This window comes from Leptolyngbya sp. FACHB-711, assembly GCF_014695615.1.
GTDB lineage: Bacteria > Cyanobacteriota > Cyanobacteriia > Elainellales > Elainellaceae > Leptolyngbya_A.
Genome location: NZ_JACJOR010000412.1, coordinates 1 through 24,498 on the forward strand (window position 1 = coordinate 1; position 24,498 = coordinate 24,498).

General features: G+C 50.9%; 16 protein-coding genes and 1 pseudogene. 6 read left to right on the forward strand and 11 right to left on the reverse strand.

Translation table 11 applies throughout. From position 1 onward, the window contains the following. Positions 1-74: 74 nt before the first annotated feature. Entirely contained in the window at positions 75-896 is an 822-nt protein-coding gene (locus H6F80_RS18025) for a MeeY/MeeF family manganese export membrane protein (protein ID WP_190792908.1), read from the reverse strand. Positions 897-1,230: 334 nt separating this feature from the next. Between H6F80_RS18025 and H6F80_RS18030 the strand changes: the two genes are divergently transcribed. Then, entirely contained in the window at positions 1,231-2,271 is a 1,041-nt protein-coding gene (locus H6F80_RS18030) for a slr1353 family protein (protein ID WP_190792909.1), read from the forward strand. Positions 2,272-2,294: 23 nt separating this feature from the next. On the opposite strand, the pseudogene clpP reads toward H6F80_RS18030, so the two are convergent. Both clpP and H6F80_RS29970 read right to left on the reverse strand, forming a co-directional pair. Continuing rightward, positions 2,295-2,912, reverse strand: a pseudogene (clpP, locus tag H6F80_RS18035) (ATP-dependent Clp endopeptidase proteolytic subunit ClpP); the annotation flags it as partial. 18 nt (positions 2,913-2,930) lie between these two features. Further along, complete coding sequence (locus H6F80_RS29970; RefSeq protein ID WP_242067429.1) at positions 2,931-3,383, reverse strand: hypothetical protein; 453 nt, start codon at positions 3,381-3,383, stop codon at positions 2,931-2,933. A 704-nt stretch (positions 3,384-4,087) separates the two neighbouring features. Between H6F80_RS29970 and H6F80_RS18045 the strand changes: the two genes are divergently transcribed. From H6F80_RS18045 to H6F80_RS18055, 3 genes are all read left to right on the forward strand, one after another. Beyond that, positions 4,088-4,912 carry a photosystem II manganese-stabilizing polypeptide gene (locus tag H6F80_RS18045; RefSeq protein ID WP_190792911.1) on the forward strand — a complete coding sequence of 275 codons (825 nt, stop codon included), beginning with the start codon at positions 4,088-4,090 and terminating at the stop codon, positions 4,910-4,912. 767 nt (positions 4,913-5,679) lie between these two features. Then, positions 5,680-6,453: an RNA polymerase sigma factor SigF gene (locus tag H6F80_RS18050; protein ID WP_190792912.1), complete on the forward strand. Its 774-nt coding sequence runs from the start codon at positions 5,680-5,682 to the stop codon at positions 6,451-6,453. Between the two features lie 208 nt (positions 6,454-6,661). Next, complete coding sequence (locus tag H6F80_RS18055) at positions 6,662-8,512, forward strand: tetratricopeptide repeat protein (protein ID WP_190792913.1); 1,851 nt, start codon at positions 6,662-6,664, stop codon at positions 8,510-8,512. A 196-nt stretch (positions 8,513-8,708) separates the two neighbouring features. Here the strand turns inward: H6F80_RS18055 and H6F80_RS18060 are convergent, their stop codons facing one another. After that, positions 8,709-12,596, reverse strand: a complete 3,888-nt coding sequence (locus H6F80_RS18060) for a CAAX protease (RefSeq protein ID WP_242067430.1) — start codon at positions 12,594-12,596, stop codon at positions 8,709-8,711. A 140-nt stretch (positions 12,597-12,736) separates the two neighbouring features. Here H6F80_RS18060 and H6F80_RS18065 point away from each other — a divergent pair, with 140 nt between their 5' ends. Further along, entirely contained in the window at positions 12,737-13,642 is a 906-nt protein-coding gene (locus tag H6F80_RS18065) for a YihY/virulence factor BrkB family protein (protein WP_190792914.1), read from the forward strand. Positions 13,643-14,520: 878 nt separating this feature from the next. Continuing rightward, the gene (locus tag H6F80_RS18070; protein WP_190792915.1) at positions 14,521-16,104 is read left to right on the forward strand and encodes a serine/threonine-protein kinase; all 1,584 of its coding nucleotides are present in this window, start codon (positions 14,521-14,523) and stop codon (positions 16,102-16,104) included. Between the two features lie 3 nt (positions 16,105-16,107). Here H6F80_RS18070 and H6F80_RS18075 read toward each other — a convergent pair whose 3' ends face one another. The 7 genes from H6F80_RS18075 to H6F80_RS18105 form a co-directional block, all read right to left on the reverse strand. Next, entirely contained in the window at positions 16,108-17,019 is a 912-nt protein-coding gene (locus H6F80_RS18075; RefSeq protein ID WP_190792916.1) for a hypothetical protein, read from the reverse strand. A gap of 273 nt (positions 17,020-17,292) precedes the next feature. Next, positions 17,293-18,243, reverse strand: coding sequence for a c-type heme family protein (locus H6F80_RS18080; RefSeq protein ID WP_190792917.1), 951 nt, complete (start codon positions 18,241-18,243; stop codon positions 17,293-17,295). A 19-nt stretch (positions 18,244-18,262) separates the two neighbouring features. Continuing rightward, entirely contained in the window at positions 18,263-19,126 is an 864-nt protein-coding gene (locus H6F80_RS18085) for a phosphate/phosphite/phosphonate ABC transporter substrate-binding protein (RefSeq protein ID WP_190792918.1), read from the reverse strand. Positions 19,127-19,156: 30 nt separating this feature from the next. After that, positions 19,157-20,419: a Calx-beta domain-containing protein gene (locus tag H6F80_RS18090; protein ID WP_190792919.1), complete on the reverse strand. Its 1,263-nt coding sequence runs from the start codon at positions 20,417-20,419 to the stop codon at positions 19,157-19,159. 362 nt (positions 20,420-20,781) lie between these two features. After that, a complete protein-coding gene (locus H6F80_RS18095) occupies positions 20,782-21,228 on the reverse strand; it encodes a hypothetical protein (RefSeq protein WP_190792920.1) in 447 nt (148 codons plus the stop codon). Between the two features lie 132 nt (positions 21,229-21,360). Beyond that, a complete protein-coding gene (locus tag H6F80_RS18100; RefSeq protein ID WP_190792921.1) occupies positions 21,361-23,424 on the reverse strand; it encodes an FHA domain-containing protein in 2,064 nt (687 codons plus the stop codon). Positions 23,425-23,460: 36 nt separating this feature from the next. Next, a complete protein-coding gene (locus tag H6F80_RS18105) occupies positions 23,461-24,000 on the reverse strand; it encodes an FHA domain-containing protein (protein ID WP_190792922.1) in 540 nt (179 codons plus the stop codon). Between the last annotated feature and the right edge of the window lie 498 nt (positions 24,001-24,498).

Sequence of the window (24,498 nt, forward strand, 5' to 3'; positions counted from 1 at the left end):
AGAAACAATTGAAATAAATTCACCCAATCCTTCATACCAAGCAGGCAGATAGAAGATAAGCGTAGACAATACAGCTAATCGGCAGAAAGCTCTTGCGCAGCTCTGGGTTCTAAACTGGCGGTTTCCAGGTCAACGGGTTCGGCTACACTTGCAGTCATTTCGGAGGGTGCGATCGTTTCTTTTAAAGCATTGCTTTGGGTCAGCTCTTCTACGGCTCGCTTTGAGAAACCCCAGGCAAAGATCAGCGCAATTATCGGTACCATCAGCCATTCAGGCGGCACAAAAGACGGATTAACTACCCGCACTAGCAACCTTAAGCCCACCAACGCCACGGTCACAAAGCCAGCATCCTCCAGATGCTCATAGACTTTTAACCAGCGAATAAACAGCCCCGCCATAAAGCGAAGGGCAACAATTCCAATTAATCCACCCGTTAACACTAGCCAGAGATTCTGGGAAACGGCGATCGCTGTCGTGACGCTGTCCAGCGAAAATGCCAGGTCAGTGAGGGCAATCATGGGGATCGCCTGCCACAGGGACTCAAAACGGGGACGGTGAACGGAATGCGTTTCACCAGAGGCCTCATCGTCTCCTGCCGAGAAGAAATGCTGATACACCAACCACAGCAAATAGCCTGCGCCCAGCAGCTCAAATTGCCAGTAGCGAATCACCCAGGTTGCTGTCAGGATCAAAATCACCCTTAAGCCAAAGGCTGCGACTAAGCCAAAATTTAGAGCGCGTTGCTGAAGCCGCTGTCCGTTTAACCCCTGAGCAATAGCTGCCAGGGCGATCGCATTATCGGCAGATAAAACTGCCTCCAGCGCGATCAAAACCGGAAGGAGAATAAGCGTATCACTCCCAAAGTTGGGGGATTGATCAAGCAGTTGGTCTAGCATTAATTGGCAACAAGCAAGAGAAGAACAAGGCGATCGGCGAAGCGCAAAATCTGTATTGAAGACAATTGCCCTTCAAGCCTATCTTAAACTATCGTCTTTCCCCAGCTTAGCTTGCTTCCTCCTACTCAGGAGACGAACGCTTCGCCTCTACCGCGATTGCCTCTATCGCGATTAGTTGTGGCAAAATGCAAATTTTGAAAGGTAAGCTATACTAGCTTTCCATCGATCGCAATTCTAATCCCCGCACTACTCAATTACTTCCAAAGCACTTGCTGCCTGCCACTGGGCATTCCTCACAATTTCCAGACTTTGCCGCGTCACCGCTATTACCGCTATGTCTTTATCACTGCCTGCGCTGATTACCCAACTTCATACCACTTACCCGGCTGCTAGCCTAATATCCGAACTGCTAGCGGTCGAGTCAAATCGATTTGTGGTACGTGCCCTGATTCAAATCGGTTCGGTGACGTTAGCGACGGGGCTAGCTGCCGCTGCCGAGGTAGAAGCCGCAGAAGATCGGGCGAAATGTCGGGCGATCGAAACCCTGCTGCCGTCTGCGGTCAACGCTTCAATCCCTTCCCCGGCCATCTCTGCGGTTGAGCCTACCGCCGCTCCCTCGCCCGGTCGAGCTGCCAATCTTTCTGAAAGAACTGGTTCTCCTGCAATTTCACCCCTGCCTTCGCTTACCAGCACTGTTTCCAGTCCGATCGCCCCGAAGCCAGAACTGCTCCGCACCGCCGCTTCCCCGATCGCAGACCTATCGCCTCAAACAAATTCGCCTCAAACAAACTCGTCAGGCAGCACCGATTCCTCAGATGCCCTGACGGATTGGGATGATCCTCTGCGATCTTCTCCCAGCTCAAATCTCGATCTCGATTTTGACCTGAACAACCTGTTGCAGGACAGCCCCCCGCCAGAGGCTCTCCCCGATGCTCCGATCGAGGAAACTTTCCAACCTGCCGCAGCCGATCTTTTTGCAGCCGTCAATTCCGATCTGACGACTCCGCTCGATCCACCAGTCAGCCTGGCTGACTTAAATCTGACGAAATTAACGCTGCCCAACACCGATCCGTCTGAAGCCGCAGCCTCTGCTGGAGCAGCAAAATCAGCCCGACGCAAAGGCACAGCTTCCACAATCACTCCCCCCGAACCAGAGCCTCTTCCGATCGCTCCCCCTGTGGAAATCGATCGCTCTGGGGAAATTGCTCGCATCGGAGTCGAGATGAAACGGCTGGGCTGGGACACCAAAAAAGGACGCGACCATTTGCAGAAAACTTACGGCAAACGATCGCGTCAGGAATTAAATGATGATGAGCTGATGGATTTCTTGCAATACCTGGAAACGCAGCCTTCCTCGGCGCAGATGCCTTTCTAGCTGATTTGCCGAATCAGTGTGAGCTAGACCTGGCTTGCAACCGCTATCGGACGACCCCCGATCGCCTTTCGATCGATCACCTGATCAATCAAGCCATAGTCAGCCGCTTCCTTCGCAGACATATAAAAGTCGCGCTCGGTGTCTTGCTCGATTCGCTCAAGCGGTTGTCCGGTGTGGTCAGATAGGCACTCATTCAAACGCCGCTTCAGGTAAAGGATCTCTTTTGCCTGAATCTCAATATCTGTTGCCTGACCCTGTGCGCCACCCAGCGGCTGGTGAATCATAATCCGCGAATGGGGCAAGCTCATCCGTTTGCCTTTTGCACCCGCACTCAGCAGAAACGCACCCATGCTGGCAGCCAGACCGACGCAAATGGTAGATACGTCAGGGCGGATGTGGTTCATTGTGTCATAAATGCCCAGTCCTGCCATCACCGAGCCACCGGGGGAATTAATGTAAAGATAGATATCCTTCTCGGGGTCTTCGGCTTCCAGAAACAGCATTTGCGCCACGATCAGGTTTGCCAGATCAGAGTCGATCGGCTGTCCCAGAAAGATAATGCGTTCGCGCAGCAGTCGGGAATAAATGTCAAAGGCGCGTTCGCCGCGACCAGACTGTTCGATAACGGTAGGAATCATGCTTGCTCTCTCTGATTTTTCCTACCATTCTAGCGATTTCGGTTCGGCTGGAGAACATGAGGAGTGCGGATTACCGCCAGAAAGGGAGTTTCCGAGAATGCGGTTAATCGTTTCCTGATCAGCCACAGGCAGTTTTTTCAGAAAAGCCTGGAGTTTCATACGGTGGATATAGGGCCAGCCGCCATTGGCTTCGATATCGCGCAGGAGGGCATAAAGGGCTTGACGGTTTTCTGGCAGAGCAGATTGAAATAAGCCATCTCGGATTTCCCGGTGTAGTGCCTCTAGCTGTCGCAGCAGGGCGAGCAGCTCAATTCCCTGTCCCTGATGTTGTTGGGCAACAGCACGAACCACCGCAGCCAGCATGTCAAGCTGATCAGCGATTCCTCCTTCGAAAGACTGCGAAGCAATTGATTCTGTTAATTCGACTCGCGCTTCCAATTCCAGCTCTGAGTGTCCATTTTGCCATTCTGCCATGTGCCCTCCTGTTTTCCTTGCGATGTCCGAACGAATGCTTGAACAGATTACCAAGTTCGAGTTTCAGCCCAAAGCACCCAAACGGATTCAATAACCCTTTCGACCACCTTTTCGCTTTCCGACAGCCCTGTCTGTATCAGGAGATGCGATTTTTCTTTGCAGCCTAAGCTTGCGATGCGAAGCAGTTTCCCCAGTGAGACGATCGGCTCGATCGACTTCCATACAGACTCCAAAATCGTGAGACACTCTGGCAGCATTGAAGCATCATCAAAAAAGCTCACTTTGCGATCGCAATCCCTGAGTTCCTCACATTCCCAAATAACTAGAGCTGCATGAGTAAGATTAACCCCCTGCCCCAGCCACAGTTACCACACCTGTTTATGCCCAGCTTTCTTGCAAATGCCATAGCAACTAGATTGCCATCGCATCAGAACGGGAAGCAGATACCGCAACAATTAGCAATTCATTTCTCATTTGCATCTCTCATCTGCGCTGTGTCACCCCATCATCACCGTCCGCGTCGCCACCCAATTCAAACGACTTTTACAGATCTTCTGTCCCTCGACAGGGAATTTATGAGATTCTGCAAAAGAAAGGTAACAAGGTCTTGTAGAATTCAGTATGAACGGGATTGACCCGCTTGTCATAGATACTCCTTAACAAAATACTGTAAGGTTTTCACAATTAGAAGCTAGAGGTTGACCATGAGGTATCGCGCTTTCATCGCTGCATTCCTGGCTGTGTGCATAGGGCTGCTCACGGCTTGCAGCGATAGTTCTTCCAATGCGAACGTTGCACTCACTTACGAGCAAATTAGAGGCACGGGTCTAGCAAACACCTGTCCTCAGCTTTCCGAAACGAGCCGGGGTGCAATTCCGATCGATTCCAATCAAACCTATGTTATATCCGACCTGTGCTTGGAACCCACTAACTTCTTCGTCAAAGAAGAATCAACCAACAAGCGTCAGGCAGCACAATTCGTCACCGGAAAGCCCTTGACCCGGTACACCTCATCGCTAGACCAGGTGAAAGGCTCACTGAAGAGCAACAACGGTAAGCTAGTCTTCTCCGAAGAGGATGGCTTCGACTTCCAGGCAATCACCGTGAAGTTGCCGGGTGGCGAAATGTATCCGTTCCTGTTTACGGTGAAGGGATTGGTTGCAGCAGCACAAACACCAGACAGCATCAATACTTCCACTGACTTTGAAGGAGAGTTTCGCGTTCCGTCTTACCGCACGTCAAACTTCCTTGACCCTAAAGGGCGTGGCTTAACAGCAGGTTATGATACTGCGGTCGCGCTGCCTTCTCGCGGAGACAGCGAAGAGCTGCTACGGGAGAATATGAAGTCTTTCAAGACCGGACAGGGCAAAATCTCGCTGCAAATCGCAAAAGTGAACAGCGCGACAGGCGAGATCGCAGGAACCTTTGAGAGTGTTCAGCCCTCTGATACAGATATGGGCGGCAAAGAACCCGTTGACGTGAAAATTCGGGGACTGTTCTACGGCAGAGTTGAGCCTGCTCAAGCTTAATTCAGCAAAGAGTTTGCTCAAAATAGACTGGCTCAGGGCGTATGTTAACGATATGCCCTGATTTTTTGTTTCAAGACACCTTGCTCTTAAAATTTTGCATAGCAAGAAATTGAAGGGTGATGTAGAACACTTGCTACTGGTCAAGCACCTCTAAAGCGAACCGATCAAACTGATGCAATCGATGAATTGATTAGAGAATTTGCACGCAATCCATAACACACATGTTTTTACTACCATGCTCGACTAATTAATTCTGCCAATCTTCAAGACCTTTTCACAAATAAGCAGAGATCTTCTATTTCTCCTTAAGTTTTTCCGGGTTGTTTATCTGTAGAATTCGCAATATTCATTTAAAAATGAGGTTTTCTACGTAACGCGAACTTCAAAATATTTCCGCTTAAAAATTGTGCCTGTGCAAGTGCTGCTGGTAAATTGACTTAGAGACTTGTGAAGGGAGACTGCAAATTCAGGCTTCCAGATGTTCCGTGAAATTGCCGTTGTGATTACTTTGTCCAACCGAATACCTTGTGGAATGCAGGTATGGAAGTCGGTCTCGGTTTGAACAATTGCCCCATCTAAAATGTGTGTTCCTGCTTTAATTGGCTGATGACTCGGGTTAAAAAGGGTGCGATGTCTAACGTGATTATTTAAGAGACGGCTTCTATCTCTGTACTCCAAAGATCTGCTTGCTGCCGCTCCTGAGCGTGCATTTTGGCGGGTGTTGTGAGTTGATTCAGTTGTCTGCCTCATCTACCCTGAAACTCGTCATGCAAACTCCTGTCGCTACCGAACTTAAAAGTGAGAGTCTGCAACTGCTGCGGGAATATCAAAAATCGCCCTCTGCTGCACTCCGCAATCGATTGGTTCAGTTAAACTTTGGCTTAGTCAGAAAAGAAGCTCACCACTGGGTTAATCAATGCACTGAGAGCTACGAAGATCTGCTTCAGGTGGGAAGCCTGGGCTTAATTCGAGCGATTGAGCGGTTTGATATGTCAAAGGGTCACGCCTTTAGCTCATTCGCCATTCCCTACATTCGCGGTGAAATTCAGCACTACCTGCGTGATAAAGGCTCACCCGTGCGAATTCCGCGTCGCTGGCAGGCATTGCAGCACCAGGCTGCTAACATTACTCGCCAATTGCAAACCGAGCTGAACCGCCAACCAACCGATGCCGAACTCGCAGACGCACTGCAAATTCCCCTAACCGAATGGCAGGAAATCAAGCTGGCTTATCGCAATCGTGCGCCGCTTAGCCTCGATGCCCCGATGCGCGACGAAGAGGAAGGTTCAACTTCTCTGGGCGATCTGGTTCCTGATGCACAATACCAGAGTTTTCAGCTCGCGCAGGAAGACCAGATTCGGCTTCAGCAAGCACTGCATCAGCTTGAGAACCGCACCCGCGAAGTCCTGGAATTTGTGTTTCTATACGACCTGACCCAGAAAGAAACGGCAGAACGGCTGGGGATTAGTGCAGTGACGGTATCTCGCCGGGTTAAGCGAGGGCTGAAGCTGCTCAAAAAGTTGATGGTAACTGCAAACTAAGGATTGCAGATCGAATTTTTGCTGGGTGTTCTCTACCAAACTAGACGAGCAAGATGTCCATCCCACAAGAAGGACTGTGGATTAACTCTCGTTCTACGGAAAACTTGGCTGGAAGCTCAGCGGAAAAAGAGCAAGGAGAAAAATTATTATGATGAAGGCACGGCGATGCCTCTCGTCGCCTAATGAATCCTTCATTTGATAATCTCTTATGTCCGATGTTTCCCTCAGCGATCGCTATACTGCTCTGATTGAGCAAATCGTGCAGATGACCCTCAAGGGCAACATTCGCTCGAAAGAGCAAGTTCTGCAAATGCTGGCCGAGGGCATCGAGGCAGGCACAGGCGAACTGTTTGAGCGATGCTTGAGCGATCGAATCACGGCAACCGAGCAGCAGGCAGCCTCCGGCAATGAGCTAAAGCAGGCAAAGGCGGGGCGAATTCTGCGGGCACTCCAGACGATTCGCAGCGAGTGGGAACGCTGGCAGGTGCAGAATCAGGTAAATGCTGCCCTGGAAAGTGCCGTTCAGCAAATCGTAATGGCAAGTGGCGCAGAAACTGAAGATGCGTTGCGGGAGCTAATTCGCGTCACTGATCCGAACCGATCGCAGCCCTTAAGTCTCTCGCAGTGGCAGCAGCTTGGCAAACGGCTCCGGCAGTCACCTGACACCGAGGATTTGCAGCAGCTTGGGCAGGGCTTGATTCAGGGGCTGGAATCTTGGCAGCGGTTAGAAAATCATCTGGTGAGCTGGATCTATGACCAGAGCCAGGGACAGATTGGGTTTGAGGGCGTTCCGGGGCAGCGCGGACCCTGGAGGGTGTGGGCAAAGCAGGTGAATCGATCGCATCCGGCGAGTTTGTTTAATGCGCTGGCAATGAGTCAAGCCCCGATCGAATGGGCAGAGTCCCAGCCGACAACGCTGGCGGATTTTGTAGAGCTGGTCGTGATTTTGCGCTGCCTTCAGCAAGGGCTAGTGAACTGGTTTGATAAGCTGGTCTATAACTCAAAGGTGGGGGCAAAGCTCTCGATCGCCACATTCCTCGGATTTTCCCTGATTTGGTCACAGCTTGGGGATGGCTGGAGTCGCGCTTCATTTGCCGGACATCACCGCCTGATGCAGGCATCTTTTCAAATCACGCTGCAAATTTTGCGAACGTTTGCTCAGCAGTCTTACTTTCCGCTCTATGGCGGCATTTTTGCGTCCTTTACAGGTGAATATCTGCGGGATGCCCTCAGCTATCTGGATGAACCGCTGCGGCAGGCAGAAGGAACCCAGGAAAAAGCCCGAATTTTAACGCTGTTAGGATCTTCTGCAAGGGCAATGGGGCAGGTCGATCGGGCGATCGAGTTTCATCAGCAGGCGTTAGAGATTGCGCGAACTGCAAACGATACGATCTGCGAAATTGCCAATCTGAATCATCTCAGTCGCACCTATGTCGCGCAGGCAAACTTCAACGAGGCAATCAACTACAGCCAGCGTGCCGTAATCCTGAGCCGTCAGGCGGGCGATCGATCAGGAGAAGCAAATGCTCTGGCAAATTTGGGCTTTAGCGAAGTGTTTCAGGCAAGACAGCAGGAATACGTTGAGCCAGAGGTTTACGAAATGGCGATCGAGCGGCTCCAGCAAGGACTTCAGCTTACAGAGCGGTTAGGCGATCGGCAGAGCCAGGCGTTGTGCTACAGCAGTTTAGGCATTGCTCAGGTATTGGCAGACCAGCCGCAGGCAGCCCTGGAAGACCTGGAAAAGGGAATTTCCGCCGCCCAGTTCACGGGCGATGTTTATTTGCAGGGCATTAATCTGGCGTACCTGGCAGAGGCACACTATCGCCTGCAAAACTTTAGCAAAGCGATTCTCACGGGTTCACTGGGGATGTATCTGCTCGAGCAAATTGGCTCGACAAGCTGGCGACAAACTGCCGGACTGCTGATTGTGATTCGCGGACAGCTTGGGAAAACCGAGTTTCACAACCTGCTGGAGCAAGAGCGGCGATCGATCGTGGGGGTGATTGGGGTGGATGGATTTGATTATGTGCCGGAGCTGTTAAAGCGTTATCAGGAATAGTGGTCGTGAGATTTGGGAGGTTATTTGAGGAGTGGCAGTTCTCCTACATTGCCCCCTAAATTCCTTAACTTTTAACTTGCCGCTCTAAAAGAGCGAGGGGGGACTTTGAAACTTAGAAGAAGCTAATTTTCTCCAGAGTTGAAGGGCTGTGAGCAGTTTGGGCAAACCTCAATATCTTTCAATTGTCTGTTTGAAGTTAAAGGGTCATGGGGGCGATCGGCTCAATGTCAGGATCGTTGCCGCCGATTTGATTGGTTCGCAGTACCCAGACCGAGGCTCCTTCGCGCAGGAAAACCCGGACGACTGCATCGTTTGCCAGCCGGGGCAGCAGGGTACGCCAGCTCGTTAAACCCATCCAGAGGTTACGGAGGGGGCTATCTTCCAGGGTGCAGCCGAGGTTGTATTCGCCGCGTTTCCAGTCCGATCGCGCATCGCCTAAGGGCTGCAATTGTCGCTGGAGTGCTTTGCCGAGTCGGATGAGCTGGTCGTAGCGATCGGCTTGTGCGGGGTGAGTCTCGATCCATGCCTTGATAATGTCTGGATTGGTCCGTACGACGTGCTGAATGGCGCGAATACTGGCAAACAACGCTTGATTAGAATCTTGGGAGCAGTTGTTGGCAGGGCCAACATAGGTTCCGCCTGTGCCGTCGCCGATGCGATAGCGAGCGGTCATCACCTGGAGTTGGCGCAGCATAGTATCGAGCGGGGAAGGCTTTGTGCCGTTGTAGTCAAAATAGCCCGTAAATGCCTCCAGCTTGATCAAAATATCGCAGACCGGACGCACCCCCACCCAGCCAAACTGACGATCGCCTAGATATCTTGACCAGTGCAGCGTTCCGGCAATCAGTCCGTCGGTGTTGTGGGTGTAGACCTGATGATAGCGAATGTCAAACCGCAGCTCGTCAGCTAAGGGATCACGAACCACTTCTGCGACGCCATAGGCAAAGTGCCCGAAGAAGATCGGTGTTGCTGCCGCTGGCTCTCGCTTTTTGCCACCGATGCCGCCATAGCTGTGCAGCACGAGTGCTCGATCGCCTGCTTTCCAGGTATTCACCGCATCCTGAATTGTTCCGTCTTTAACTTCCTCGGACGCCTCAAGCAGCACAGAGCTAATTTTGCCTTTCTGTGCCTTGACATCTGCCCAGGCTTCGCGGTGGATATAGCGATAGGCGCGATTTCGTCCAAATAAAACGCGATCGGGCTGGAGCCGCAACAGCGATCGAGGGGCGATCGACTGCACGACAAACATTCCGGTCTTGTTCTGTGCCCCGTAGATATACCAGCCGGTTTCGTTCAGGTAAGACTGTTCGATGCCTTGAGTCGTGGAAGGAAAGCAGCCGTTTTGATCAGCGATTACAGGCGGCATTCTGACAATTTCGGTTCCACCGTCAAATTGGCGTGAGGCGCGGTTAAAGTGAACAACCTGGAAGCAATCGGTTCCGGCAATGGGCTGGATAAATTGGACGAGTGCGTAGAAGCGACCTGTAATCTGGACGGGTTGGGTGCGGATATAGAGGGTGGAGGTGGATGTAGAGGGGAGGGGATGCGGGGATGCGGGGTTGGGAGGGCTAATTTGGACGGGGTCGATTTGGACGGGGTCGTTGAGGAGGACGATAACATCATCGGCTGGATGCGAGCCTGGGATCGATTCGAGGGGATCGACTTGCTGCCAGTGGTTGAGGCGTTCGGGGTGGACGAGTCCGCCATATTCGCTGCTGAACTCGGCGTTGGGACTGAAGTGAACGTCGCGGGTGACTCGTTTGACGAACTGCTGGACTTCGGGATCGGTTGACCAGCGCAGTTTTACCCGTTGTCCAATGAGCGATTCATACTCTGGGGGCGTGTGATAAACCTCGAACCAGACGCCGCGCACCTGCTGCCGTTCGGAATGCTGAGGGAGGATGAGCCGTCCCATCCAGTTGCCGATCGGCTGATAGCGATCGAGATCGAGGGATTGCTCAATCGGGTAATAGTCGGGCGAATTAAAGGGGGCGCGTTTGTATCGTTGATAATTGCTGAGCTGATGTGGAACTCGCTCGATCGCCGGAATGAATTCACCGCGCAGGATTTTGAGAATCGATGCGATCGTTTGCTGAAGGCAGGTTTGCCCATCGGGAAGTAAAGCCTCCGGGTCCATCATTCCGCCCGGAATTTGATGCGCCATTGCCCCCATCGAGATCATGCTGATTTTGCCCTGCCGCTTTGCCCGATTCCAGTAGGACAAGAAAAATAGCTTCCAGCGACCGGGAAACATGACAGGACCAATTCGCTCGACAAAATCCTTATCCCCCACCAAATGGTAAAGGTGTTCAAGGACGAGGATATTATTGTTCGCGCTCATTACGCCGCCAAGGGAAATGACATCGATCGGTGCGCTCGTGGCTCTGGTCAGATACGGAGCGGCTGCAATCGACATTTCCCCGCCGCCGCTATAGCCGATCAGCGTAATCGGAACCCCGCTTCCGACGACATAGCCTCGCTCCTGTAAGCCGTTAAACAGCACTTGAGCAATGCCCTGGTTGTAGATCGGTCCATAGCGTTTGTCGGCGGAAACCGCGACGATGAGTACATTGCGGAGGTTAAGCAAAATTCCCAGCAGCGCAGTCGGATTGCTGAACCGCACCTTATCCGCCAACTGCCAGAGAAACGCGAGGGGACGGTCTTCGTTCAGCGGCTTGTTCAATACCGAGTACATCATCAGCCCCCGCACTAGCATCACGTCCCTGGGCAGGGCAGATTCCAGGGCATCTAGAAAGTCCATCACGTCCGGCGTGTATTCGTCGCCCGATTGCCCGATGCCATCCAGATAAACGATGTAGCGCGAAACGTTTGGGGCGGCTGAAGCCGTGTCCGCTGTTTCCGGTTCTCGCAGTGCGGTATTGCCAGAACTCGTGTCTAAATCATCGCCATACCAGCCAGCCCACCAGCCCAGCGTTTCCAGAGGAGCCAGGATTCCAGCAAAGACGATCGCCACTACGCCAATCCAGAGCAGGTCGACCAGAAAAATCAGCAAACTGGGCAGCGTGTTATACCAGCCAAACAGGGCTTCTTTGACCGGACGCAGCAGGATCGCAATGACGACAAACAAAATCGCCATTGCCAGCAGCGACAGCAGCTTAATTTGCTGAAATGAACTTTGTGCAGAAGATTGCGGCTCACTCGAGCCGATCGCATTTACCGCCATCGGTTCTTCGATCGAGAACGGTTCCCGTGCTGGCACATTCCCTTTAAGAGACTGGGAAGCCACGATTGCCGATGCTTGAGCCGCCTCTGCCAGCGATCGAACCCGATCGGGTTCTACTCGATTGCCACGTAGCCTGGTAACGCCCTGCTGAATTGGCTGCTCCTGATTTGCCTGTGGTGTTCGAGCTGCCGGGATTATCGGGGAGGCTGCCTGGGAAAAGCTCGACCGCACCAATTCTATTAGCTCTGCCTGCCTCAGTCGCAGCGGTACACCTGCCACCCGCTCGGCGAGCAGCTTTCCTAATCGGGCAATGGGCTGTCCGATCGTTCCTTCTAGGAGCTGAAGCACAATCCACCCGATCGCAACATAGCCAAACCCGGTTCCTGCCGTCACGCCTGCCACTGCCGAGAAGCCTACCACCGCAGACAGCAATCGCCACACTGACAGCACCGTGAGAATTGGAACCCCTAGATAGGGCAGCGCGCCCAGGAAGCTAAATAGCAGCGGCGCGTAGCTGAGTCCCAGCACTTTAATCAGGGTCAGGAGCGGGAAGCTCACTGCCCAGGAGACCCAGCAAATCAGCCAGGTACTTGCCACCAGAAACAAAAAGCCAAACGTAAACAGAATGGCATTCAGCAGCAAACTAAACACAAAGCGGGCAGGCTGCACCCGATTCACAAACAGAACGATCGCCTGCCCCAGTGACAACGACAGACCCGCTAGGAGAACGGTGAGCAGGGCAATCCAGAATTCGCTGGACAAAGACAGCGGCAAAGCGAGTGCGTCTATAAACTGACTGACGCTACGGTATGTCTCAGAATTCAGGCTTAGAGCTCCGCTCAGTAATTTTCCTGCGGTTTGCAACCCTTGAATTTCAGCACTCGACATAACGCTCGACATAGCAGCGGATTCAATCAGAAGATTTTGAGGAAAGATTAATCTAAGTCAGTTTAGCGTACGGCATCCCTACCCACAGATCGCCTGCAATTGGGGATAATTTTGCTGGAGACTCCCATCCGCCACTCGTAATTTCACAACCCATGCTCTCTTCGCGCTTTGTTCGATTCTTTCTGCATATTAATTTTCGCAATCTGCGTCAGGTGCTTCAAGAAGTTGGCGATCGACGGCTGTTTGGACTGTCGGCAGAGATGGCGTACAACAATCTGTTGGCACTGTTTCCCATGCTGCTCGGCATCTTGGCGGCGATCGGTTCGCTGAAAATTCCTCAAGATCGGGTCGATTTTGTGGCGCGTCAGCTCCTGCCCGTTGCGCCGCCCGAAGTCATCTTTCTGGTTCAGGGGTTTATTAACCAAACTCGGCTACCGCAGGGTCGAGTCGTCATTTCAATCAGTATCATTATTGCCCTATGGATTGCATCAGGGGCGGTTAGCGCGGCAATGAACGCAATGGATCAAATTTATCAAACGCCGCCTGCCGTGAAGCGATCGTTTTGGCAAGCAAAGGTAGTCGCCCTCATCCTGACCGTCGTTATGCTTGCTTTTACAATGAGCGCGTCCTATCTGGTGATGATCAGCGATTGGCTGCTGCGGTTGGGACTGGAGCGATACAATACATCGGCGGTAGTGGAGGCGTTTAGCACACTGATTGGCAGCTGGATGCGCTGGCTGGTAGCGTTGGGAATTGTGACGATCGCCTTTAGCATTTTGTATCGTCAGGGACCGAGCCGCTGGCTACCCGGCACGCCGCTATTACCCGGAGCGATGATTGCTGCTTTCCTCTGGGCATTAATGTCGCAGACGTTTAATCTCTACGTTCGCCACTTTGCCAATTTCAACTTCACCTACGGAACCCTGAGCGCGGGGATTGTGCTGCTGCTCTGGCTGAACTGGAGTTCGCTCATTGTGCTGCTGGGGGCACAAATGAATGTGACGATCGGGAAGGCAATGAGCAATCGATCGCGCAAATCTTCGCGGCAGGTGGGGTAGACCTGACTTGAGAAGTTGAGGCGATCGACTGAAGCGGGGTTCAAATGAGGGTTTAGGATAAGCGCGATCGTTTTGAAATGGTTATCCTCAATCCGTCTGCTGCCAATGAAAGCAGAATAACCAGAATATTATTTATTCATTACCTAACCCAGATTAGGACTCTGTGCTAATAAATTTGCCAATCAATATTAGAAGCTTGCCGATTAGTTTTAAGTTTTTAGATTGGTTAAAGGATTGATTCCCGAATTTCCATTTTCATCCGTGATTGTTTTCTTTCGTATTGTAGTTTCCTAATTTAATGATTAGTCAATTTTCTTCCGGGGAATATCTGAATTATCACTAATCTCCGACGCTGCCCCCGCTATTTCCCGTTATCCCCAACCGTGAGGGACTTTGGAACCCAGAGTGAGCAAGGTTTTTCCCCGGAACTTAGAGGCTAGAGCATTTGTTCGAGATCTTAATAGTTCCCCAAACTTTCGCCAGTTCAAGTCTCCAGACCCGTTTTCTTGATTGATGGACAATTTGGGAAGGGCGATCGATTCCGTAACTAATTCCTCAATCAATTCCGCAACTAATTCCGTAGTTTAGTCAGGCGAGGAACCGTGCAAGAAACCATGAAAAAGACTGTGCAAAAGACTGTGTGAGGTTTCAAAAGACATCCTTAGAAAGCAGTTTGCTTCTAAGAAACAATCATTTTGTATTGCTCATTTCATCCACTTTGCTAACGCTGCACAGAAGGAGCAGAAAAAGTACAGAGAAACGAATTAGGGTCAAGTTGCTTAAAATTTCGCAAAAAGCCTGCCCCAGAATCGGGAATTCGGACGAAGATATTAGAAGGTAAAGCTACGGCTTGACAGCACTGATCGAAGAGGCTTTGCATGGACATCTACTGTACTCGTCCCAGTTGTCCAGATCCGGTCAACTCCTTCTCTGCGCTCGACAACAGTGTCACATTCAAGGCGGTGCAGCAGCGGTATTGTGCAGCCTGTACGATGCCCTTGATTCTGGACAATCGCTATCTGCCCCTGAAGCGACTGGGACGGGGAGCCTTTGGCCTGACTTTTCTGGCACTTGATCTGCGATCGGCAAAGCGGCGGCAGTGCATTGTCAAGCAGCTTCAACCCACAGGCGAACTAACTCCCAGCCAACTCGAAGCCGTCAAACGCGCCTTTCGCCGAGAAGCCGAAACCCTGGAAACCCTGGGCGATGAGCATCATCAAATTCCGTCGCTGTATGCCTACTTTGAGCTGACGACCCCTGAATTTATGGGGATGAAGTTTCACCAAACAGCGTCCAGCTATTCAGAAGAGTATTTTTATCTAGTTCAGGAGCGCATCGATGGGCAAGACTTGACTAAAGAAATTAACCAGAAGGGCCCATTGTCCGAGGCAGAAGTGCTGGAAGTCTTACGGCAAATTTTGCCCGTGCTTCAGTTTATCCATGAGCATGATGTGATTCATCGAGATATTAAGCCAAGCAACATCATGCGCGACCAAAATAACCGCATCTTTCTGATTGATTTTGGGGCAGTCAAGCAAGTTACCACTGGGATGCCGATGCAAAACTCGATCGTCTTCGGTACGCTGGGATTTGCTCCACCCGAACAGGTTGCAGGGCGACAGGTCTTTCCTGCCTCAGATTTGTATTCGCTGGCAGTGACGCTGCTCTGTTTGCTCACAGCCCGCGATCCCCAGGAACTCTTTCAGCCCTATGGCAATCCGCTAAGCTGGCGATCGGCACTTAGCGCAACCTCCAAGGAATTGCACGTTCAGGTGAGCGATCGGCTGGGAGAAGTCCTCGATCGAATGCTTCAGCCCATGCCCAAGCAACGGTATCAAACTGCGATTGAAGTCATGGGGGTGCTGTTTCCAGAGCTGTTGCCCTGTCACGGTCAGTCAATGGTTCAGGCTAAAAATCCAGCAGCTTTGCTCAATGCTGGGGATACAACTTTGCCCTTTCAAGACGACAATGCCACAATCGTGGCTCAGTCTACGAATGGTGCTGCCCATCCCTTGCCTAGCCCGGTGGCGAATCAGGCAGTTAATCAGGCAACCAATCAAAAAGCCAATCAGGCAACCAATCAAAAAGCAGAAGCCCCTGTCGATCCAAATGCCACGATCGTCAAACCTCCTGCAACCTCATTCCAGAAACCAAAACCGGAGATCATTCCCCCGAAAGCCCCACCGCCCGTGTTGCCAACAACAGTTCAACCGCAGGGTAATCCTCTGCCACCTGAGGCTCCTCTGACTCGGATTGCTGCTCCCCAATCAGGACTGACCGCAGATTTTCTGGTGCGCTGCCGGGAAGCTCTGGCCTATTACATTGGACCGATCGCCGGATTTGTCGTTGAGGAGGCACTGGAGCAGGGCAGCTACAGCTCTCAGCATCAATTTGTGGAAACACTGGCACAAGAAATTCCCGACCCTCAGGAAGCCCAGGAATTTAAGCGTCGCTTATTCTAGATGCTAGGGGTTTGGGTTAAAAGCAGGGTAGTTGATCAGAGAAGACGGTCGCATTCTAGCGAATAGCTGAACGCGAGTGCGGTGATATAAAAATGCAGATTGCATTGCAACTCGCTTTGCTGAACGTTGAAGAAGATTGTGATTTCCTTGTTCAATGCTGCTTTGCTGATGAAAATATTGTGCTTTTGCTTCTGGGGTCGATTGACCTTCTCTAATTCTCACTTTTTCGATTCTGTCATCAAAGAAATCTAAGCCTTTCATCTCGCTATGATGAATTGGAAATCCGCTTTTAATTGCTGCTAAAGCCATCGCGTAAGTTGGATGCTGATGCATTCCTAAAGTATCAGCGTAGATTGCTAGTTCGCCCCAAATCTTCAAAAATTCAAGTTCACGCTCCTCGCAGGCATTCACGGTAAACAAGAATTCATTAATGAACTTCAAATCCGGGCGATCGATATCAACACCGACTCGACGCGCCATTCTTTCAATTACAGATTTTTTATAGTGAAGCTTAGACGAGTTAGGATATTTATTAAACTGTTCCTGAATGTGTTTCTGAAAACTTCCACAGCTGCGTGCGGTTAAGCCGGGAAGAAAACTCAGGGTTTTAGGCACGGGGGCACAAATTCTTACGTCTGCATCTAAATATATGACTGTGGAAGCGATCGAGAGCGCGTGCCAGATCGCAAATCTTCTTTCGTGATAAGGCAGTACGCCCCGGCATGAATGTTTCACTGCACAAACATTAGAATTGCCTTCAAACCAATGAGGTCTATCTGTATAAATCACAAAGGAAGCATCTGGAGCAAACTGCTTCAAATCCTGTGCCAAAAGTTTTGCCATCAGATTATATTTCTCACCGAAGGCAGACGTACAAAAACAGAGAGAATCGATCGCCTTGCTGCTTTCAGCCATCGCTAAACTACACTCATTCGGTTTACAAAATTAACATCCAAGTATTCCGAAGAGGTTTCGGGGCAATGACAGCTCAAAACTCATCAACCCCAAAACTCATCATCGATACGGGTCAAGTATTCCCGAAACCAGGATGTAAGTATCTGGCATTCCGCAGGTAGACGAGAGGATCAGTGAAAAATCGATGCAAAGCAGAATCTAGGCGCAAATGAATCGTGCGGTCAGGATAAACCCAGGTTTGATCGCGATCGCCGCTTCGATTCGTCCCCCAGATCAGGAATTGGAATTAGAACTGATTTCCTGACTCATATCCTTGCCAATTTCTCTGCCCTTATCAGCCCGATTGAGCCGTCGCAGTGCCATTTCCAGACTCAGCTGCATCCGACGAAATGCGCGAGTTAAGCTGCCGATCTCGTCGTCAGACAGTTGCTTGAACTCAACGCCTGTCTGTCCGGTGCTCACTTCTTCGGCAAGTCGGGTAATGTGTTTGAGCGGACGAATGACATAGCGATTGAGCAATAGGTTGATCAAAAGAATAATGCCAATGAACGTAGCAAACACGATCGCAAGAATCAGCAGTGAAGATTGATTGGCTTTATGAATTACCGTATCTGCAGGAACCGAAATCATTTTCGCGCCTACAATTTCGTTGAGATGCCAGCCAAAGCCATTGCCCGAGCCATAGCGTTCGATCACTGTTGGGGGAGCAGCTTCAGGGGTGCTATGGCACTGAAGACAGCTTGCCTTACCAATCACGAGGGGACGCGCAATATAAAATGTTTCTCCACTTGCAGTCGCTCGAAAGCCGCTCAGCTCTTTTAGCTTGTCGTTAGCTCTAAACTGTTCGACCAGCTTGGCTTCAAAAGTATCTGCCTTGTCGCGCAGATTAGTGGGATTTAGCGTCGCTTCTTTGTAAAAGAAATCGCGGTATTCCGGATTTTTTCGCAGCAGTTCAAACACTTCTCGCGCCGAGTAGGCCGGTATGGTTTGCGGCAGGAATTTTTCGTCTAGCTGTTGAATCAGCTCTGGGTTGATTTGATTGGTAGTGTAGTCCCGAACGGAGGACATCGTTTCCAGCAAAATCAGCGCAGTTGAAGTGATATCGCGACGGGCGTTTTGTCGCAGCACTGCCGAGAGTGCCATGCCGCTGAGCACCAGTCCGCCCAGGAGGATGACGAGGAGGAGGGCAGTAAATTTTTGGCGGGGGTTGAGTTTTTTGAGCATGGGAGGGGTAGGGGCTGGGTTAAAGGCGGTTGATTAGGGTGATGGGGGTTTGTTTGATGTCGTCTTCGAGGGGGCGAATTTTGGCAACGAGCTGAATGAACTGGTCATAGTTAGGAAGTTTGCCGATCGATAAGTAGCCCGCATCAGAAACAATATCGGAAGGAGCTTCGAGCATTGCCTGCTGAATCTGCTGCTGAAGGGCAGGATCAAGGCTGGGGTTAATCAGCACGACTCCGGGAGGAATCCAGCGGCTTTTGTGCAGGACGCGGAAGGGGGTGGTGGGGAATTCTCGGTGATATTGCTCGAAGTCTTTTTCAGAGAGGGCAACGACATCAACGGATTGATCGTTGAGCCAGGTTAGGGCATCTTTGGGCGTTGGGGCAAACTTAACTCCGGCAAGGGTCAGCCCATATAGATCATACAGGGGCAGATAGTAGCCTGCGGCAGAGCCAGGTTGTCCAAGGGCGACGGTTTTTTGGGAGATGTCAGCGATCGCTTGCATCGGGCTATCTGCGCGCACAATCAAAAACGAGCGCTGCGTGTTGCTCAAGCCTTCGAGCGGAAACAGGGGTTTATACTGCTGTTCTCGAATCGCGATCGCTGCCAGACCGGGTGGGGCAAAAACCACATCCCATCGTTGACCTGTTACCTGATCGATCGCCTGGAGTTCGTTATAGGCAGGTTCAAGCTGGATAACTGCTTTGGTACGTTCTGCCAGATATTCCTGAAACCGCTCGTACTTTGCGGTCGAAGTTGCGATTTCGCCATAGCTGACCATGCCGATCGTAATTTCTTCAGACAGCACCGACTGATTGCCGCTACAGCTTGCGACGATTAGCCCCAGCAGGAAGCACAGAACCAGACGAACCAGACGTGATCTCATACTCCAAACTCCAGGTAGAGCGCAGATGAACTAGGATGAAACACCAAAATCAGAGCGAGACAGAGCCGCATCGGGCGATGAGAAATTGCTGAGCGTGGCAAATAAACCGCCTGTCCCAAAGCCTGCTGCCGATCGATTTTCGTTGTAGTAGAGATTACCGGACGAGCGAACGTAGGTGATCAGGGCGTTGCTGTTCTGTGCCCTGGTTTCGTTTCTGACGGTAGCAAAAGAAATTCTTCTGTCCAGTTGAGTAAAGGTCGTGCGATCGAGAACAATTTTATCTTTACCGCGCCTAAAATCTGTAATCACATCAACACCCATTGTCACTGCATTAAACGGACTGTTGATATCAAATATGAATCGGTCTTTACCGCTCCCACCCGTGAGTTGATCATTGCCTCCGCCACCTGTGAGCCGATCGCGCCCTCTTTTTCCGAAGATGTAGTCATTTTCTAATCCTCCAACAAGAATGTCAGGGGCATCTGTACCCATAAGGATTTTTTCATTATCAACAACGGTCAGGGTGGTTTGGGTTGTTGCACCTAAAGTCGCTCCTCCGGTTGGGTTGGTTAGCGTGAAGAGAGCAGTTTCGTTGCCTTCCACCAGGATGTCATTAACAATGGGCACGCTGACAACTTGTTGAGTTTCTCCGTTAGCAAAGTTAACCGTTAGCGGAGCTGCAAGATTATAGTCAAGCAAGTTTTGGGCAGTGCCACCAGTTGAGTTGAGCTGAACACTCACTGCGCCACTGCTGCCGCCTGTGCGAGTCAGAGTAATGCTAGCCGTTCCGTCTGCTTCATTCACTTGAATCGTATTTGAACCAAACTGAATTTGACCCGGAGGAGGAGTATCCAGCACGACGTTGAACGCATAGGCTGTGTTTGCTCCAGTTTCCTGATACCACACTGAGTAAGTGCCCGGACCAAGCTGACCTGTTCCAGCAGGACCAGCCGCCACTCCTACCGATGGCTCAAGCAAGTCTTGCCCTATCTCATCGGTATCAATTAACTTGCTCACCGAAAAAGTACTCGCGTCTGTGAGTGAAGGGAACGCGCTACCCGGAGTTAGAGCAAAGTAGGAGTTGCTTGCTCCGCTATAGCTCTGTAAACCAATCGCAGTGACCGTAGAGCCAGCAGGAACCACAAACGTAAAGAAATCTCGATCGCCTGGCGGATTGCCCCCGCCTATTGTGGTTCCGGTAATCACGTTAGAGCCGGGAGACAGAGCGATATTCGTTGGTACTGCCGAATTACTAGACAAATCCCCATTAATAGCTTCGTTATAGTCTGTCATTTTCTTTCACCTGTTTAGATCATTTTGCCAATGAAGCGATGTACAGGAAATTAAGCAAGAATCTGTTAAGAGAAAATACATTAAGCGAAATAGACTGCACGAAAGAGTAAAAACGATCGGCTTAATGGGTAGATGAACAGCTAATTGACAAGCCGTAAATGACTGAAGCACAAAACAATGAACTTATATTGGTTGAATCAAGGAATGCGATCGCAAACCAGGAGGAAAAGATTTTTCAGAGACGATCGCAAACCACTAGCAAGCACATTAAGCAGTGAAACAATCTGAAGCCGAGAACACCAGAGGGAAAACGATTTCAATCAAACACACGACTGCCGAACCCATCTAAAAGCAACATCAAACTAAGCTCTCCGCCATTTGCCCATCCATTCACCACCGCGAAATCGCCAGCGCGGAAACAGCAGGCGCATCACCATCCAGGAGGTGAGATAGACCGCCAGCCAAACTGCGCCATAGTGCAGCACAAATGGTCTGAAGTGAAAAGCAGCGCGATCGAGATGGGGCAAAATATCAACTTGAAACAGAATTGCAATCAAAATTCCTTCGGCAATGCCCGCGAAAAACTGAAGCAGTCCGGGCCAGTCGTGATCCCAAAGATATTGCTGCAAAAAGTTATACAGCACGTCCCAGGCTAAGCCAATGATGCCGACGTAGAGCAGCACCCAGTAATAGATTGAGCCTGCCGGAGTGCCCGCCCAGCCTGAAGCAAAAATCCAGGTGACGAGTAAGCCGATCGTGCAAAGGAGGAAGATTCGAGTTTGCCAGCGTCCGTAAAGGGTGGGGGTCATAGGAGGAGGGAGGTAGAAGATAGCAGGGGAGTAGGGATGGGGGCAAGCTTTGCTGTTTGTTCTGGAAATTTTGGGAGAACTGGGTTGCTGAACCTGCCCGTTTAAGCCTGAGGGAGGAGGAATTTAGAGAAATTAAGGGGATTGGTTGCCGAGCCATCGGAGCCATTGCACGATCGAGTTAAGGCCTTCGATGTAGTGAACTCCGGGAGCGCGGTGGCGAGCAAGGGATTCGATCGAGCGATGAGCAGCGTACTGCAAGCCTAGAAACGTATCGACGGGGGCGTAGGGTCCACCAAGGGTAATCACGCCTGCCGCGTACATTTTGGCGCGATCGTTCCGCATTTGCTGAATCTCGAAATCGTTGGCAACGTTCAGCCGTTTTTGCGGATTGAGATCCAAGTTGTAATGGGTGATCAAATCATTCAGCAGGGGGTGTTCTTTGGGATCGGAGATCAGTCCGGTACAGTCAATCACAAAGTCTGCTTCGATTTTGTCGATGCCGTCGTAGTCGCGGCTGCGGATGTAGGTCATCACTTTGCCGTCGGGACTGCGATCGACCTTATCCACTTGACCAAACTTGATCGTGTACCAGCCTTCCTGTAAGCCTTGCTTGATCGTGCGTCGCCAGGGTCCACGACTGGCAGTGGTGGTTCCGCCCCAGGCCGTTAGCAGTTCGCGTCGACGAAGGGGGTCGGCAGCTTCCAGCATCGATCGCATATCGCCACCCCAGGTTCCTTTGGGCCAGTTAAAGGGCTGAAACTCCCAGTGGTTTTCGACTTTGCGCTTTGCCCGTCCAAATTTGTTGCCCGAACGCGGCGATCGGCTCAGATGAACCACCGCAATGCGCGGATTCACTTTACGGGCTTTGGCAATGCGATCCATGATTTGCGACCCCACAATACCAAATCCGCGAATTACTAGCGTCCCGCCTTTACGTTCGAGCTGCTCAAACACATGATCGTGTGGCTCGTAGCCATGTACCACTGATTTTGTATCGCCTGTGCGTTCGCGGTATTCTTGCAGATCGTCTAGCAGTTTGATTGCCGGATAACCCGTGCAAAGATGCACATACTTTGCCAACAAAAAGCGATAGTCGGGTGCGCCGGGAGGTCGGGTAGCCGAGTAAGCGATCGCATAGCGTCCGTCTTCGGTTTTGCGAATGCTGCGAATACTGCCATAGCGCACCATCCGATCCCAGCCAATCCGCTCAGCTTCTCGATCCATTGATTTGAACACATTATCCGCGATCGGCGTATAGGTATCTGCCGCGACGGGTTCTGCAAACACCTGCCATAGATAGCCCAGTGCTGCACCTACTCGACCGGAGAAGGTATCGCGCCATGCCTCACGCAATGCGTATCCAGGGAAACCCCAGATATTATCTGGGCAAGAATCTGAACCCGATCGAATTCGCTTATAGCGGGGAATTTGGCAGTTATTCAGCAGGGTTGCGTAGCGTCCGTAGGGTTTTTTCTGAATGCTGAGAACGGCAATGCGATCGGGCTTCACGCCTGAAACTCGCAGCGTATCCACCCAAACAAACGATCCCATTCCACCACCGAGAGCTGCATAATCAATTTCCTCAACTGGATAACCCGTGGCGTGCAGCGCAGAAATCGAAACCCGATCGGCGGCAAACACGTCGGCGGGAGGAAACACATTGCGCGTCGTCACCGTAGGACGAGACGGAGTCACGTTCGATTCAACGCGAGATTCAATGCGATCGGTTTCTGGATTAAAGATAATGGTCGAGAGTCGCGCTGGGGCTGGGGGAACCGGAATGGAAGCTTCCTGCGGATTAATAATAATCGTAGACTGGGGGGCAGCAAGCGGTGGATTAATGACTTGAGTCGGAGCAGCAAGGCGAGCAAACGCGATGGTGATCAGATAAGCACCAATTTGCAGCCTGTCGCCCGGATAGAGCCGGAGCCGATCACGGGAGATAGACTGTCCATTCACGCTGGAGCCGTTGGTGCTGCGATCTTCATAGATGACCTGTCCTTCGACTTCGAACAGCAAGCCGTGATACCGCGAAACTTCGTGATCTGCGTTGAGCAGCAGTAGCGGAAAAACGGGCTGGTCGTCCAGCATTGCGGGCAAAAAGGGCTGGTCTCGTCCGATCGCGATCGGCAAGCGTGCAATTTGCTGCTGAGGCTCTGAAGTAACAGGATCATTCCAGGTTAGTTGGATTTCCATTGCGGTTCACCAAAAAAGGGGGCGATGAAACGGGGACTATTCTTGTTCAAAAATGAGCGTTGCACCGAGGATGGCACGTCCGCAGACTTCGCAAGTCAGCTTTTTGTAGTCCATCGGGAAAAAGTGGGACTCTCGGACATTGCTGCATCGCAGGGCATATCGTGATTGAGGCGGACGCGAGGGAGATGCGCTGACTTGAGCAAGCTCTACTTCGATCGTTTTGACATGCAGCAGCATCTTGCCCAGCTGAATATGACTGCCCGAATGAATCGGCAACTCCTGACCAATCACAGTCTGTCCGTCTACCAAAACCGGATTGGCGGCACTGGGGGGCTGACGATCGCGTGTTAAATTTCTTACGCAAAACTGATTGGAGCGAGGATCAAAAAAGATTTCTGCATGAAGTCCAGAAACTGTTCTTTCGATCGCCGTATCAGGATGTTTCAAAACAACATCACATTTTGTTTCATCCCGACCAATCCGAATTGATCCCGGCTCCTTTGTGTTTTCAGTTGGCGACAGCGTTTGAGAAAGGTTCTGGCTTAAAACGCGCCACTCTAGGGTGAGGTGAGACATAAAACTAAAACCAGTGGAGGCTAAAGAGAATGGACGAACGACGACTCGAAAAAACGCTCAGAGTTTGCTGTTTTGTACCCGCCCGCTCAATTTCCCACCGTTGGAAAAGTTAAATCTAAATTTGTAGGACAAACTTTCCTCCAAACTGGAAGCTGAGATGAGAAATGTACTTTTTGATCAAGCAAAGAACCTGATCAAATCAAAACAACAAAATCGATCGTTTTAATCTTTTTGTTTCAAGACATTTACACTGCTCAGAAAAATATCTTGCCTGGAAAACATCGGACTGGAAAATATCAGGCTGGAAAACATTGAGCTAGAATCGATCGAGTGCCAAAAAACAATTCAGGCAAATGCTTTCGATACAGTGCTTCAAGCAGAATGTTCCAAGCAAAGCATTTCAAACCAGGGCAGCAAGAAGTTTGCGGACAAGCAATTACTGAACTGCCTTGTTTCGATTAGGAAAATAGACTAATAATTGATAGTAAATATACCAAT

Coding starts and splice junctions, on each gene's coding strand:
- H6F80_RS18090 (WP_190792919.1), bottom strand. CDS start 20,419: ATGACAGACTATAACGAAGCTATTAATGGGGATTTGTCTAGTAATTCG.
- H6F80_RS18050 (WP_190792912.1), top strand. CDS start 5,680: ATGCAAACTCCTGTCGCTACCGAACTTAAAAGTGAGAGTCTGCAACTG.
- H6F80_RS18025 (WP_190792908.1), bottom strand. CDS start 896: ATGCTAGACCAACTGCTTGATCAATCCCCCAACTTTGGGAGTGATACG.
- H6F80_RS18065 (WP_190792914.1), top strand. CDS start 12,737: ATGCTCTCTTCGCGCTTTGTTCGATTCTTTCTGCATATTAATTTTCGC.
- H6F80_RS18105 (WP_190792922.1), bottom strand. CDS start 24,000: ATGTCTCACCTCACCCTAGAGTGGCGCGTTTTAAGCCAGAACCTTTCT.
- H6F80_RS18055 (WP_190792913.1), top strand. CDS start 6,662: ATGTCCGATGTTTCCCTCAGCGATCGCTATACTGCTCTGATTGAGCAA.
- H6F80_RS18075 (WP_190792916.1), bottom strand. CDS start 17,019: ATGGCTGAAAGCAGCAAGGCGATCGATTCTCTCTGTTTTTGTACGTCT.
- H6F80_RS18085 (WP_190792918.1), bottom strand. CDS start 19,126: ATGAGATCACGTCTGGTTCGTCTGGTTCTGTGCTTCCTGCTGGGGCTA.
- H6F80_RS18100 (WP_190792921.1), bottom strand. CDS start 23,424: ATGGAAATCCAACTAACCTGGAATGATCCTGTTACTTCAGAGCCTCAG.
- H6F80_RS18080 (WP_190792917.1), bottom strand. CDS start 18,243: ATGCTCAAAAAACTCAACCCCCGCCAAAAATTTACTGCCCTCCTCCTC.
- H6F80_RS18045 (WP_190792911.1), top strand. CDS start 4,088: ATGAGGTATCGCGCTTTCATCGCTGCATTCCTGGCTGTGTGCATAGGG.
- H6F80_RS18060 (WP_242067430.1), bottom strand. CDS start 12,596: ATGTCGAGCGTTATGTCGAGTGCTGAAATTCAAGGGTTGCAAACCGCA.
- H6F80_RS29970 (WP_242067429.1), bottom strand. CDS start 3,383: ATGGCAGAATGGCAAAATGGACACTCAGAGCTGGAATTGGAAGCGCGA.
- H6F80_RS18095 (WP_190792920.1), bottom strand. CDS start 21,228: ATGACCCCCACCCTTTACGGACGCTGGCAAACTCGAATCTTCCTCCTT.
- H6F80_RS18030 (WP_190792909.1), top strand. CDS start 1,231: ATGTCTTTATCACTGCCTGCGCTGATTACCCAACTTCATACCACTTAC.
- H6F80_RS18070 (WP_190792915.1), top strand. CDS start 14,521: ATGGACATCTACTGTACTCGTCCCAGTTGTCCAGATCCGGTCAACTCC.